Source organism: Bacteroidota bacterium (assembly GCA_023957335.1).
Taxonomy (GTDB): domain Bacteria; phylum Bacteroidota; class Bacteroidia; order NS11-12g; family UBA955; genus JALOAG01.
The window spans coordinates 90,770-105,527 of the sequence record JAMLHC010000004.1; the positions used below are offsets into that span (position 1 = coordinate 90,770).

Here is a 14,758-nt window from a genome sequence, read left to right on the forward strand (position 1 = left end):
AAAATGAACAGTTGTGTATTTGTTTACTATCAATCGTTTGTTTTTATATAACAACTTTGTTCTTGCTTAATTGTTCAAGTATTTGCAAAGGATTTCATGATTAATGGATCTGAAGCATTGCAGCGTAAGTTTCTATATCTCAAAATGTCATTCATATTACTTGAGATATTTGGAGAGTAATACTTAAAACTGCTGATAGTCAGATGAAAATAGAACAAGAGAGCAATAACTTATTAAGAGCAAAACTATTAACTAAATAAATAACAATTATGAAACACTTAAAATTACTATTTACCCTATTTGCTCTCATTCTCATGGGAGGCAAACTCCAATCGCAAGGTAATCCTCGGCTTTACGATTTAAACAATCAGGTGATTGCTGCCAGAAGCTCAGATATGAAGGACGGTTTTCTGTATTGGTTGTGCGACACACTCCAAAGATATACATTGTTTACTGATTATAAGTCGGCTACGGGATTAGGCGATAATGATACTATGGTTGAAATAGAGTCTTGGAAGGATTCTTTTACCGTTGTATTACATACAAAATATTACCAATACAATAAAGGCTACTTAGTGGAAGATGTTCAATTTGTAGAACATTCTGTCAATAATTATGTATGGCTCTCTAATGGATTTTTGCTTGAAGGTTTAGACAAACCTGTCAATATTGTTATTTCAGAAGATTCTGCGTTACAAAAAGCCATCAATTTTATGGGACCTGAGAGATTGTATGCATGGCAAGATGATTCGGTCGAATATTATCTTGCTAATGATTCTGATATGTTGGGTGCGACCTACTACCCAAGTGGAACACTACTATGGGCGCATATAGGCGATAGCATCAGTCCCGAAAACTATAAACTCGCATGGAAGTTTTGTATATATGCCATTGACTCTCCGCCAGTTCAAAAATATATTTATGTGGACGCAACTGACGGCAGTATTATCAAAGAACAAGAAACAAAATTTGAAGGCTATTTTAATCACATTTACTACGGTAGTCGATACATTGACACAAAATGGATTGGTGGCGCCATCAGTACCCATTACCTTGAAGCAGATGATAATATCAGTATTAAAACAAGAGACTCACGAAGAGAATTAAATTCCAAGTATTGGAAGACTAAGCAATTAGTATATAAAGACAATGATCAATGGAACAATTATCAATGGGCTGCTACTGCTTCGCATTGGGCTGCTACGGTCTCTGCCGATTATTGGAGAACTGTCTGGAAGCGCAAGGGAACTGATAACAAAAATAAACCTATTAGAGTATATGCCGATTCTAAATATTGTACAAGCGCAGAATACAACAGTGAAGCTTTTCCAGACATCGATCTTATTATAGTTGGAAGAATGGATAAAGGGCTCGCTGCAACCCCTGATATCATTGGTCATGAGTTTGCTCATGGTGTTGTTAAAAGCACTTGTAATTTGGGTAATAAAGGAGAAGGAGGTTCGCTTAATGAAAGCTATTGTGATATATTTGGTTTTTTGACAGAAAGGTATGTTTTTGGCACAGTACGTAATTGGACTGTGGGTGAAGATGCTACTGCTTTGCGTGCAAGAAATTTTCAAAACCCAAAGGCAAATCCTCCACACCCACTTACTTATACTCCGCAACGACCCAATTATCCAAACTATTATCAGGAATTTGGGTATTGGTATGAACATGATTTAAATAATGAAGTACATCATAATGCATCCGTTCAGAATCACTGCTTTTATCTTTTGGCAATGGGGGGCAATCAATTAGGTATTACTGTTCAGGGTATTGGTATTGACAAAGCCGCACAAATAGTTAATAATGTAATTGTAACCGCAAAAACGGCACCCAGTTTTGGTTTCAAAGAGAATAGGGAAGCTTGGGTTGCCGCAGCTATTGAGCTATTTGGCAAATGCTCTCATGAATACTTGCAGACCTGTGCTGCATGGGCGGCTTGTAATGTTGGCAACCAATGTAATTGCTTAGTTCCGACTGAAGGTGGAAATCCTTGCTGGCGTATTAAAGATAGTATAATCATACCTAATACACCGCTAACTAATAGTATTGACAATACCACAATGGAAGATAATGCAATAGACCTATATCCTAACCCTGCTTATGATATTTTAACACTCAATTTTGCAGTATTACAATATCCGTTGTTGAATTCAAGTAAAAGCGTCATTATTAACAACATCCAAGGTGCGACAATATCTCAATTTGAAATCACCGGAAATGACCTCTCTTATCAAGTTAACATCCAAGACTTCAAACCGGGCGTCTATTATGTTATCATAAAGATAGAGGGCAAACAATATACACTCAAATTCCTGAAGATTTAAAATGAGATTGTAAACTCTCAGTCTTTCATATATGAATTTAACTAAAAGAGGTGGCATCTGCCACCTCTTTTAGTTATTTCTAATTCTGTTTGAGTACAAATTTTGCCAATGACTCCTTTATCTACTTTTTAAATATCTATTAACAGAATGTTTAACATACAAGAGACATTAAATGAGCTGCGACTTTAAAATAATAATCCAATAAAAACTCTTTCAGCTCATTTGGATGAGTCGAGAAACACGATTGTCGTCAACGATTGTTTGTTAAGACATTTCGAGTGAAGAAGAGTTTGCTTCTTCATTGAGAATTTTCAGGATTGTCTCATTTGGCTCATATTTTAACTCATTGAGCAATTCAATGGTATTGAGCAATTCTGAAAGTTCATCTCGTAATTCTTTGTCTGATTCAAGAGTGTGCAGAATACGCAAATTCTCTTCTTGTGTGGTCTCTTGATAAACGAATCTTATTAAATCTTCTTGAGTAATTTTTGAATCCATAGCGTCAGTTTTAATACATAAACATTTTCAGAACGAAAACGTTTTACGTTTTATTGCACAGATTTAAAATAAAATAAAGAGTAATGTTAACCCTTAATTATTAAGGTCAGGAGCGTGTGTATTAATCATTTTTCGAAGATTAATAAGCGCATAACGCATTCTTCCCAAAGCAGTATTAATACTAATACCGGTTAACTCAGAAATCTCTTTAAAACTTAAATCTCCATAGTGTCTGAGAATAAGCACTTCCTTTTGTTCTTCCGGTAATTCTTTTACAAAACGTCTGATTACTCTTTCGCGCTCATTTTGAACAATCCTATCTTCAATATTGGATTCAAAAAAATTAAGTGTTTCAAAAACATCACTGCCGTCATCACGCGTGATTTTTGGCATTTTCTTAACTTTGCGGTAATAATCAATCGCGAGGTTGCGAGCGATGCGCATAATCCACTGTTTAAACTTGTCATTCTCTTCATACTTACCGGACTTGAAAGTTCTGATAACCTTAATAAAGGTTTCTTGAAAGATGTCCTCGGCAATATATGTATCTTGTACAACAAGATAGATTGTAGTGTAAAGCTTCGATTTATAACGCTTAACGAGCATTTCCATACAAGCTTCATTGCCGGCAATAAAATTGCGAATTAAATCTCTGTCTGAAATTTGTTGTCTATTCATAATAAAACCTCCTATTTTGCAGGGCGAAAATTTGGTGTAAGCAGTTGATTAATTTGGCTTTTGTAGAGGTTCTTCTTATAGACTTATACATTAATTGAGCCGACTAAATTAAATCATTGGTTTGGTTTCACCAAATTTTTTGTTGAAAATTTTTTATGAATAAAAAAATAGAAAAATATAATGCATTGATAATCAAAGGTGCAAGGCAGCATAATTTAAAGTCTATTTCGGCAGAAATTCCACATGGTTCTTTTACCGTGGTTACGGGCGTATCCGGTTCGGGTAAAACATCCTTGGTTTTTGACACCATCTTTGCTGAAGGACAACGCAGATATGTTGAAAGTCTATCGTCTTATGCACGACAATTTATGGGCAGAATGCCCAAACCGGAGGTAGATTCCATTGACGGGCTTGCACCGGCAATTGCCATTGAACAAAAAATTATTACTCGTAACCCGCGCTCCACAGTTGCCACTGCAACAGAAATTTATGATTATCTAAAACTCCTTTTTACCCGATTGGGCGATATTTACAGCCCTGTTTCCGGTGAAAGAGTAAAAAGACAAAGACCGGAAGATGTATGGAATTTTGTTGAAAAACTTAAACCCAACACATCTGTTACCATTTTGGCTAAACCAAAATCATGGAACAAAGTTGATATTAATGTAAAAAAAGAGATTGCTTCTGTCGTTCAAAGAGGAATGATCAGGCTTTATCATCAAAAAGAAGGTATAGTTCGCTTAGATAAAATAGAGGATAAACATATCGAAAGCCTTGCCGGTTATTATATCATTATCGACAGACTTAACTACCAAGAAGACGATGACGAAATGAGGACTCGTTTTTTTGATTCAGTGGAAAATGCATTTTGGGAAGGGGCGGGCAAATGCTCACTATTAATTGAGAATGAGGATGGAACATCAAAAATTCAATCTTTTGCTGATATTTTAGAAAAAGATGGTTTAACCTTTATGGAGCCCGATTTGAATAACATGAGTTTTAACAATCCTGCGGGCGCTTGCCAAAGGTGTGAAGGTTTGGGCGAAATCAATGATATTGACCCCGATTTGGTCATTGCAGACGTGTCATTATCTGTGTATGACAATTGTGTTGTACCCTGGAAAGGTGAAGTGATGAGTACTTGGAAAGAGCATTTTATCAAGCAAGCTGTTTTGGACAACTTTCCCATTCATAGAGCTTACAAAGACCTCACACAAGAACAAAAAGACTATCTGTGGAACGGCAACAAAAAAAACAAGGGTATTTTGGATTTTTTTGCGCATCTGGAAGAAAAATCATACAAAATTCAGTATCGGGTTATGTTATCACGGTATAGGGGTAGAACAATCTGTCCTGAATGCAAAGGAACTAAACTACGAAAAGAGGCTACATACGTAAAACTTGTACCTAAGCAAAAGTTTGAGGATTTGCCTATCCAAGTCTCCCTAATGGACATCCTTTTACTTCCGGTTGAAAAGGCATATTCATTTTTCAAAAATGTAGAATTTGAGGGAGTGCAGAATAAATCTGTTGAAAGAGTCATCACAGAAATCAGAAATAGACTTGAGTTCTTGTATAAAACAGGATTAGGTTATCTTACCCTGCACAGAATGTCAAACACATTGAGCGGTGGAGAGTCACAAAGAGTAAGACTTGCCACCTCATTGGGCAGCTCTTTGTCCGGCTCTATCTATGTTTTGGACGAACCCAGTATTGGACTTCATCCGCGTGACACATTGCAATTAATAGAAGTTTTAAAAGATTTGCAACAAAAAGGAAACACGGTTATTGTAGTCGAACATGAAGAAGAAATGATGAGAGCAGCAGATTACATCATTGACATTGGTCCTCGTGCGGGGGTTCATGGCGGAGAGGTTGTATTTGCAGGTGGTTACAAAGATTTGGTTCATGCAAAAAACTCGCTCACAGCAGATTATCTCACCGGAAAAATAACTACGCCTATTCCTTCTCACAGAAGAAAACCGGTAAACATGATTACCATAAAAGGCGCTCGGGAAAATAACCTCAAAGATATTGATGTTGCTTTTCCGTTGGAAACCCTCACTGTAGTAACAGGTGTCAGCGGAAGCGGAAAAACTACATTGATAAAAAAGATTTTATATCCTGCATTACAAAAGAAACTGGGTCTTTATGCCGGCATCAAAACAGGCAAGTTTTCTGAGCTGACCGGCAAAACAGAGTTAATCAAAAATGTCGAATTGATAGACCAAAATCCCTTGGGGCGATCTTCACGCAGCAACCCCGTTACCTATGTAAAAGCTTGGGATGCAATTAGAGATTTGTTCTCAGAACAAAGTGTTTCTAAAGCCAGAAGATATAAACCTGCTTTCTTTTCTTTCAATGTAGAAGGCGGCAGATGCGAACACTGCAAAGGTGATGGTGTACAAACCATTGAAATGCAATTTATGGCGGATATCATCCTACCATGCGAGTTTTGCAATGGTTCACGCTTTAAGGATGAAGTTCTCGAAGTTGAAGTCAAAGGCAAGAATGTGGCGCAGGTGTTGGATTTGACAGTAGATGAAGCCCTGATTTTCTTTGAGGACAACAAAATCATTTCTGAAAGATTATTGCCCTTACAAAAAGTAGGTTTGGGATATATTAAACTCGGACAATCTTCTAACACCCTGAGTGGCGGTGAAGCACAAAGGGTTAAACTCGCTTCATTCTTGGGCAAAGGACATAGTCATGACCCCATTATGTTCATTTTTGACGAACCTACAACAGGTTTACATTTTCATGATATTGCCAAACTGCTCGACTCTCTCAATGCGCTGATAGACAAAGGACATTCTGTCATTGTAATAGAACACAATATGGATGTAATCAAATCTGCTGATTACGTCATTGATTTGGGTCCGGAGGGCGGTGACTTGGGAGGCAAACTCATTTTTGCCGGCACTCCCGAAGCATTGATTAGCTGCCAAGCATCCTATACAGGAAAATATTTGTCTAAAACTATGAAAAGCATGAAAGCTTCTATGTAAATAAAGCCTAATGAAAATAATACCCTAACTTCGCACTCACGAAATAAGGCACAAAGCCTTTTTATAAGTCTAACATAATTAATTATATTCATGAGTAATACTTCAGAACCAATAAAAGAGTACGATGTACGCGAACTGATTCCAATTGACAGACACACCATGCTATTGGATGTTTTTAAAAATTTGCCGACAGGTTATAGTTTCACCTTTATCAACGACCACGACCCACTGCCCCTATTCTATGAATTTCGCTCTATTCACGGAGATGTTGTAGGCTGGGACTATCTGAACCGAGGCGGAAGAGAATGGAAAGTTAAGGTTACACGCTTGGAGGATTCGATAGGCAGAGAGTTTACCGAAATCTCCACCATGATGGACCTGCGCAAGGTTGAAAAGAAAGACTGGAAACACGTGATTTTTCACCGATATGGGATGATGAAAGAAGGTGATGTAATGGAAATTGTGGCAGCAGAAAATCCCGAAGAAATTTACGGCACATTCATCATGAAATTTGAAGGACAATTTAGATGGGTATTCAAAAAGAAAGAGCCCGGGGAGTTTATCATCCACCTTACTAAAACCGTCAAAAGCGGATTGGGAGATGACGGATTCATGGTGGTTAATGAATTTGATGTACGTCCATACACACCCACAGAAAGACACGAGATTTTCTATAAAGCTTTTGCCGATATCAAAGCGGGCGAAGCATTCATTCTGATTAACGACCACGACCCAAAACCCCTTTATTATCAAATGGAAGCCGAGAGCAAAGAACCATTTCGTTGGGAATACCTCGAAGAGGGTCCCGAAGTGTGGAAAGTTCGGGTAATCAAAGTAAAAGAATAAACAATGTAAATCCTCATAAAAAAACGCTGTTGCAGGCTTGCAACAGCGTTTTTTGTTTTATAATGATGCTAATTGACTTTATTTTTTCTTACTAAACAATGTATAGTCCAAAGAAAATTTGCCCGCTCCCGAAAAAAACAAAGCTACAAAAGCTACAAAGTAAAAAATAATGTGCTCAATATCTCCAATAGGACTTTGTGACACAAACATCTTCAGATATACAATCACAGCAAAGTTGATTATAAGAATGAAACTTGCAAAACGAGTAAACAAACCTAACATTAAAAACAAAGCCACCACAGTTTCGGCAAACAAAGCAAGATAAAACGAACTATGCATCCCGATACCGATGGGATCTAAAAACTGGATTTCATCACCCGAAAAAGCCTTGCTTAGCTTAGGCAGACCGTGTTCAAGAATTAACAGACAAGCAAAAATAAACCTGAATAACAACAAAGCGATGTCGGTGCCTTTGTTCCACTCTTTTGCATAGTTTTGTATAATACCCATAATGTATATTTTCGTTTTGGGCAAAGATAGGGATATCAATTTCCAAAATCCAAAAATCGTCCAACAATAAGAATCTTAGTTTTGTTATTTTCGCAACCATGAAACTTCGTCATTTTGCAAGTATTTTCTCAATCACAGCCATAGCACTATTAAGCGCTTGCAGTACACAGTCAAAAGAAGAAAAATCACTCGCATTAATTGCTGAACAAGAGGGTGAAAACGGGAGCAAAGATTCTCTGTATTCGCTCTATATTCACTTTGCAGAGAGCTACCCACAACATGCAAAGTCAGCCGCATTTCTTTACAAAACTGCCGACTACTACAAAATGACTAAACCTGAGCAATCTGCCATGTTGTTTAAAGAATATTTTGACAAATACCCCGACAGTGCACAAGCTGCCAACAGTTTGTTCAATGCTGCTTTTATGCTTGAAAATATCAACGCAGATTTGTCCATAGAGCTTTACAAAAAATTTATTGGCAAATACCCCAAAGACGAACGCACCGAATCCGCCATTCAAAACCTGAAATTTGTGGGCAAACCTGCCGAATTTATTATGGAGAACCTCAAACAAAGCGGAATGATTCAGGAAGAAATTGACTCTCTCTCAAAGCAAATTAAATAATTATTCTAATTTTACCCACTGAAAAACAATAGAAATTTTATGTCAGCAAAATTATTATCAGGAAAAAAAGGCATCATTTTTGGCGCGCTTGACCCCAAATCAATAGCGTGGAAAGTAGCAGAAAAATGCCATGAAGAAGGCGCAGAATTCATTCTGACAAATGCACCCATCGCTTTGAGAATGGGAACTATCAACGAACTTGCACAAAAAACCGGTGCAGAGGTTGTCGGTTGCGATGTTACACTCGAAAGTGATATGGAAGCTTTGGTAGATGCGGCTATTGCCAAATATGGAAAAATTGATTTTGTTCTTCATTCTGTTGGTATGTCTTTGAACATTCGCAAAGGCAGAGCATATACAGACCTTGATTATGAATTCATGCACAAAACCTTCGATATTTCTGCAATTTCTTTTCACAGATTGATGCAAACTCTTTGGAAAAAAGATGCCATGAACGATTGGGGTTCCATTATAGCACTGACCTATATTGCAGCACAACGCGTATTCCCCGATTACAACGAAATGGCAGAAAGCAAAGCTCTGCTTGAGTCTTTTGCCAGAAGTTTCGGATACCGTTTCGGAAAGACAAAACACGTACGCGTTAACACAATTTCTCAGTCTCCCACCCCGACTACAGCGGGTAGTGGTGTCAGCGGATTTGACTCTTTTTATGAATATGCAGACAAAATAAGCCCACTGGGTAATGCGTCCGCAGAGGATTGTGCAAGCTATTGCGTAAGCCTCTTTAGCGATTTGACCAGGATGGTTACCATGCAAAATCTCTTTCATGATGGAGGTTTTTCTTATACCGGTCTTAGCGAAGAAGTAATGGAGGCATTTAAACACAAGCATTCATGAATATTAATGCCCTCAATGCCATAAGCCCTATTGACGGCAGATATTGGGATAAATGTAATGAAATTGCCCCCTATTTTTCTGAGTTTGCACTGATAAAATACCGCGTTAGAGTTGAAATTGAATATTTTATCAAACTTTCTGATTTTATTCCCGAACATTTTGCTTCCAAAATAACTCTTGAACAAAGAACCACTTTGCGAAAGATTTATGAAGATTTTTCCGAATCGGATGCCTTATCCGTCAAAGAAATTGAGAAAACTACAAATCACGATGTAAAAGCGGTTGAGTATTTTATCAAAAACAAGATTTCCGGAACTGCACTCGAAACCCACAAAGAATGGATTCATTTCGGATTAACATCACAAGACATCAACAACACCGCCATTCCATTGGCAACCAAAGAAGCTTGGGAAAATGTGGTTTTGCCCGAAATGAATGCAGTCATACACAACCTGGACGCACTTGCAAAAGAGTGGTCTGACATACCCATGCTTGCCAAGACCCACGGACAACCTGCTTCTCCCACACTTCTGGGCAAAGAAATCAAAGTTTTTGTGGAAAGAGTGAAAGGACAAATAGCATTGTGTCAACAAATCCCATTCTCCGCTAAGTTTGGTGGTGCTACAGGAAATTTGAATGCACATTTTGTAACATTTCCCGACAAGGATTGGATTTCATTTGCAAAAGATTTTACCGAAAACACACTCGGACTGAGTCGTACACGCTACACCACTCAAATCGAGCCCTACGACAACGCTGCCGCTTTTTTTGATGCTAATAAACGGATTAATAACATTTTTATAGACCTGAGCCGAGATTTCTGGACCTATATCTCGATGCATTATTTTACCCAAAAAATCAAAGCAGGCGAAATAGGCTCAAGCGCTATGCCTCACAAGGTTAACCCCATTGATTTTGAGAATGCCGAAGGCAATCTGGGTATGGCAAATGCAATATTGGAACATTTGGCTGCCAAACTTCCCATCAGCCGTCTGCAAAGGGATTTGACAGATTCAACCGTACTAAGAAACGTGGGAGTTCCTCTGGCTCATGGAATCATAGCATATAAATCTCTGTTGAAAGGCTTAGATAAGCTGCAATTGCATCGCCAAACCATTGACAATGATTTGGAAGATAATCTGGTGGTGGTAGCAGAAGCGATTCAAAATATTTTAAGGGTTATTGGATATCCTAATCCTTATGAAACACTCAAAGAACTGACCCGCAATAATGAAAAGCTAACCCGTGAGAAATTGGATATTTTCATTGATGGTCTTGATGTTAGCGCAGATATCAAAACACGTCTAAAAAAGATTACCCCTTTTAATTATACCGGCAATAACTGAGTTGGGTATGCTCTCATATTGAATTTATTGGTCGAGGTAATTATAAAAAAGTAAAATATGGAAACATTTATAATTGAAGTGAAAGAAACGCTTTCAAGGATAATCCAAATTGAAGCCAATTCAAATGAAGAAGCACTTTTAAAAATTGAAGATTAACTATGTCAGAGCTTATTCCAAATAACTCCGATTTTATTCTATACACTTCTCTAGATGGTGAAGTACGAGTAGATGTTTTTGTTCACAATGAATCTGTTTGGCTTACCCAAAAAGCAATGCAAGATTTATTTGATAGATCAAAATCAACAGTAAGTGAACACATTAGCAATGTTTTTAAAGAAGGGGAATTGGACGAAAATCAAGTTGTTCGGAAATTCCGAACAACTGCAGATGATGGAAAAGATTATGAGGTTTCCTATTATAATCTTGATGTAATTATTTCAGTTGGATACAGAATTAAATCTCAAAGAGGAACACAGTTTCGTATTTGGGCTACTAAAACACTCAAAGAATTTATTATTAAAGGATTTGTTTTAGATGAAAAGCGATTAAAGCAAGGAGGTCATGTTTTTGGGAAAGATTATTTTGAGGAATTACTCGAAAGAATTCGGGAAATTCGAGCTTCAGAGAGGCGATTTTATCAGAAAATCACTGATATCTATGCTCAATGCAGTATTGATTATGATGCAAATTCTGAAATAACTCAAAATTTTTACAAAACAGTTCAAAACAAACTTCATTGGGCAATTACTGGAAATACGGCAGCTGAAATTATTCATGAAAGAGTGGATTCTCAAAAGCCAAATATGGGTTTAACAACTTGGAAAAACTCACCTGATGGTAAAGTATTAAAATCAGATATAGGAACTGCAAAAAATTATTTAGAAGAAAAAGAAATTAAAGAGCTAAATCGTTTGGTAGAATTATATTTAAACTTTGCTGAACTGCAAGCCGAAAGAAATATACCAATGAAAATGTCGGAATGGATTGAAGTTTTAGATGGTTTTCTAAAAATCAATCGATATGAATTATTGGATAATGCAGGCAAAATATCGAATGAACAAGCAATCGCAAAGGCGAGTCAAGAATTTGAAAAATTCATAATTATTCAAGACAAAAAATATCTTTCTGATTTTGACAAGGAATTAAATAAAATCAAAAAAAGAAAATAACTATCTCCTAAAAAGAGATACAAAGAAGCTTTTGCCGGAATTTGAACATAAGTTTGATATGGTTTTTGCTGACCCTCCCTACTTTTTATCAAACAATGGTCTATCAATTCAAAATGGTCAAATCGTTAGTGTAAACAAAGGGAAATGGGATAAATCAGAGGGTTTTGAATTTATCATTACTAACCTTTGACTCAAAACAGTGCGCTCTGCCAATACGTGCTTAGAACACAAGCAGAAGTTAAATGCCAAGCCTTCGCTAAATCACAAAATCTTTAGCAGAAACTCTCTATGCTCAAAACCCGGTAATTCGCCCTTAACCCTCTTAATCTTTATAAACCTTCAACGCTTCTTGCAGGCAATCCATGGCTGCGTTGATACTTTCTTCATTGAGCACATACGCCATTCTCACCTCAGACTGACCCAAACCCGATGTGGAATAAAAGCCACTTGCGGGAGCCATCATCAGTGTGACACCTTTGTAACTAAACGAAGAAAGTAGCCATTGACAAAAATCTTCACTGCTTTTGACCGGAAGTTTGGCAATGATATAAAATGCGCCTTTGGGGTTTGGACAAACCACGTTTGGCATGGCTTGCAACCGTTTTACAAGTATGTTTCTGCGGCTCTGATATTCGTGCAATACTTCATCAAAATAATCATCCGGCAGGCTGCATGCTGCTTCTCCTAAAATCTGCGCTAATGTGGGCGGAGAAAGTCGGGCTTGCGCAAATTTCAATGCGGTTTGAAGCACTTCTTTATTATGTGTAACCAAAGAGCCGATTCTGGCTCCACAAGCACTATATCTTTTGGAAATTGTATCCAACAAGATGGCGTGATTCTCCAAGCCTTCCAAACTCATAACCGAAATATGTTTGGCTCCATCATAACAAAACTCTCTGTATGCCTCATCACTAAACAGAAATAAATCATGTTTCAGACATAGGTCGCGCAGTGTCTGCAACTCTTTCAAACTATAAAGATAACCGGTAGGGTTATTGGGATTGCATATCATGATTGCCTTGGTCTTGGCTGTGATGGAAAGTTCAAATTCTTCAATCTTAGGTAGTGCAAAACCATCTTCAATATTGGATTTGATGGGAACTACTTTAACTCCCGCCACCTGTGCAAAACCGTTGTAATTAGCATAAAAAGGCTCAGGGATGATGATTTCATCTCCGGGATTCAGGCAAGAAAGCATGGCAAATGAAATAGCTTCTGACCCTCCGGTGGTAATGATAATCTCTTCGGATGAAATACTAATTGCATTTTTTTGATAGTACTTTGCCAAGGCTTCCCTATAGCTTTGGAAACCTTCACTGGGGCTGTATGCAAGCACCTTCAAATCTGTATGCTTCACTGCATCTAAGATTGTTTGTGGTGTTTCAATATCGGGTTGACCAATGTTCAGATGATATACTTTAATTCCTTTTGCCTTAGCGACATTGGCATAAGGTGTCAATTTGCGAATGGGTGATGGCGGCATGGCTTGACCGCGTTCAGAGATCTTTGGCATAGGTGCACAAAATTAGATAAGTCAATGACATCTATGGCAATTCTTATGAATTAATTTGAAGAAATGCGGGAAACAATACTTGAATAAACAAAAACTAAAAACCATCCTCAACGCTTCAGTTTTTTAAAATAATATTGCAGCAATGTCAAAGCATCTTGAAGTTATTTTAACTCCTGTTATTTCATCTCAATTCTCATTTGAAAACAAAGCAGTTGTTATTATTGATGTATTGCGGGCAACATCCACCATTGCCATTGCACTCAATACAGGATTTCGGTCTGTCAAAACATGTGGGAATGTGGAACTGGCACGAAGTCTCAAAGATGAGTACTCGCTTGTGGCAGGAGAAAGAAACGGAGACAAGGTGTCCGGATTTGATTTGGGCAACTCTCCACACGAAATCAGTCGTCTAGAATCCATCCCGCAAAATTTGGTTTTGACCAGCACCAATGGAACAAAATGTGTGGAAATAGCCGTTCATAAAAATGCGGCAGAAGTCCTTTGCGGTGCTTTGGTGAATGTGCAATCTCTGGCGGATTATCTAAACCGTGGACACCGCGATGTCGTGCTGTTTTGTGCCGGTTGGAAAGACCACGAAAACATAGAAGATACATACATGGCAGGCTGTCTGATTGCCAAACTAAATAATTTTTTCGCTGCTAATGACAGTGTAGATTTAGCTGCTGCTGTTTACCAAAATCATCATCCCAATCCCCTTGCCTTTTTGCAAAGAGCCAATCACTATCAACGTCTTCTCAAAAAAGGAAACCATGAAGATTTAGCATTATGTTTACAAGAATCAACTGTTTCCATTGTCCCAAAGTTGGAAGTCTGTCAAAACGGTATTTCTGTTTTTACCCAAGCCTGATAACAACACTGCTTAACATGGTAATCTACGATTAAATATTTTAAGCACCATGCAAATTGGATTTAATATGAGATTTAATATTAATTTGCCTATGTGAAATCACCCAATCAGCAGACGGGACTTGAGGGAGAAATGCAGGCTCTTGCATTTTTGCAAAAGAAGGGTTTTGTTTTGCTGCACAAAAACTGGCGTCATAGCTATCACGAGGTGGATTTGATCATGAGTCACGGTAATTATGTGGTTTTTGTTGAGGTAAAAACAAGGATGAGCAATCAATTTGGATTTCCCGAAGCTGCTGTAAATACTGCCAAACAAAAGGCTTTGACAAAGGCGGCTATTGCTTATTTAGAACAATTTGCACCCGACAATCGCCTGCGTTTTGATATAGTTGCTGTTACACGACTGCCGAACAACTGGGAAATAGAACATTTTGAGGATGCTTTCTACCCTTATGACCTTTAAATATTTAACAATAATAATCCGTCTCATTGTTACAACTTACCTAACT

At 37.7% G+C, this 14,758-nt stretch carries 14 protein-coding genes and 1 pseudogene; 11 read left to right on the top strand and 4 right to left on the bottom strand.

All coding sequences use genetic code 11. From position 1 onward, the window contains the following. Positions 1-269: 269 nt before the first annotated feature. Complete coding sequence (locus M9892_08635) at positions 270-2,330, top strand: M4 family metallopeptidase (protein MCO5254414.1); 2,061 nt, start codon at positions 270-272, stop codon at positions 2,328-2,330. A gap of 264 nt (positions 2,331-2,594) precedes the next feature. Here M9892_08635 and M9892_08640 read toward each other — a convergent pair whose 3' ends face one another. Together M9892_08640 and M9892_08645 are read right to left on the bottom strand one after the other, a co-directional pair. Then, complete coding sequence (locus M9892_08640; GenBank protein ID MCO5254415.1) at positions 2,595-2,828, bottom strand: hypothetical protein; 234 nt, start codon at positions 2,826-2,828, stop codon at positions 2,595-2,597. Positions 2,829-2,921: 93 nt separating this feature from the next. Continuing rightward, positions 2,922-3,506 carry a sigma-70 family RNA polymerase sigma factor gene (locus M9892_08645; protein ID MCO5254416.1) on the bottom strand — a complete coding sequence of 195 codons (585 nt, stop codon included), beginning with the start codon at positions 3,504-3,506 and terminating at the stop codon, positions 2,922-2,924. Positions 3,507-3,661: 155 nt separating this feature from the next. On the opposite strand from M9892_08645, the gene uvrA reads away from it, so the two are divergent. Next, positions 3,662-6,514, top strand: a complete 2,853-nt coding sequence (uvrA, locus tag M9892_08650; protein MCO5254417.1) for an excinuclease ABC subunit UvrA — start codon at positions 3,662-3,664, stop codon at positions 6,512-6,514. Between the two features lie 90 nt (positions 6,515-6,604). Then, positions 6,605-7,360, top strand: coding sequence for a DUF2249 domain-containing protein (locus M9892_08655; GenBank protein ID MCO5254418.1), 756 nt, complete (start codon positions 6,605-6,607; stop codon positions 7,358-7,360). Between the two features lie 78 nt (positions 7,361-7,438). Here the strand turns inward: M9892_08655 and M9892_08660 are convergent, their stop codons facing one another. Then, positions 7,439-7,870, bottom strand: coding sequence for a DoxX family protein (locus M9892_08660; GenBank protein ID MCO5254419.1), 432 nt, complete (start codon positions 7,868-7,870; stop codon positions 7,439-7,441). A gap of 98 nt (positions 7,871-7,968) precedes the next feature. On the opposite strand from M9892_08660, the gene M9892_08665 reads away from it, so the two are divergent. From M9892_08665 to M9892_08690, 6 genes and pseudogenes are all read left to right on the top strand, one after another. Next, positions 7,969-8,496: a tetratricopeptide repeat protein gene (locus M9892_08665; GenBank protein MCO5254420.1), complete on the top strand. Its 528-nt coding sequence runs from the start codon at positions 7,969-7,971 to the stop codon at positions 8,494-8,496. Positions 8,497-8,535: 39 nt separating this feature from the next. Further along, positions 8,536-9,354: an SDR family oxidoreductase gene (locus M9892_08670; GenBank protein MCO5254421.1), complete on the top strand. Its 819-nt coding sequence runs from the start codon at positions 8,536-8,538 to the stop codon at positions 9,352-9,354. Beyond that, positions 9,351-10,700, top strand: coding sequence for an adenylosuccinate lyase (purB, locus tag M9892_08675; GenBank protein MCO5254422.1), 1,350 nt, complete (start codon positions 9,351-9,353; stop codon positions 10,698-10,700). The genes M9892_08670 and purB overlap by 4 nt, the downstream gene beginning before the upstream one ends. Before the next feature lie 57 nt (positions 10,701-10,757). Next, a complete protein-coding gene (locus tag M9892_08680) occupies positions 10,758-10,856 on the top strand; it encodes a hypothetical protein (protein ID MCO5254423.1) in 99 nt (32 codons plus the stop codon). Between the two features lie 2 nt (positions 10,857-10,858). Beyond that, a complete protein-coding gene (locus tag M9892_08685) occupies positions 10,859-11,869 on the top strand; it encodes a virulence RhuM family protein (protein MCO5254424.1) in 1,011 nt (336 codons plus the stop codon). Next, positions 11,847-12,044 (top strand): annotated as a pseudogene (locus M9892_08690) (site-specific DNA-methyltransferase). The gene M9892_08685 and the pseudogene M9892_08690 overlap by 23 nt, the downstream one beginning before the upstream one ends. Before the next feature lie 147 nt (positions 12,045-12,191). Here M9892_08690 and M9892_08695 read toward each other — a convergent pair. Continuing rightward, positions 12,192-13,382 (bottom strand): pyridoxal phosphate-dependent aminotransferase, encoded by a 1,191-nt coding sequence (locus tag M9892_08695; protein MCO5254425.1) that lies wholly within the window; start codon positions 13,380-13,382, stop codon positions 12,192-12,194. A 142-nt stretch (positions 13,383-13,524) separates the two neighbouring features. Here M9892_08695 and M9892_08700 point away from each other — a divergent pair, with 142 nt between their 5' ends. Together M9892_08700 and M9892_08705 are read left to right on the top strand one after the other, a co-directional pair. Next, positions 13,525-14,250, top strand: a complete 726-nt coding sequence (locus M9892_08700; GenBank protein ID MCO5254426.1) for a 2-phosphosulfolactate phosphatase — start codon at positions 13,525-13,527, stop codon at positions 14,248-14,250. Between the two features lie 93 nt (positions 14,251-14,343). Next, positions 14,344-14,712: a YraN family protein gene (locus M9892_08705; GenBank protein MCO5254427.1), complete on the top strand. Its 369-nt coding sequence runs from the start codon at positions 14,344-14,346 to the stop codon at positions 14,710-14,712. The last annotated feature ends 46 nt before the right edge of the window (positions 14,713-14,758 follow it).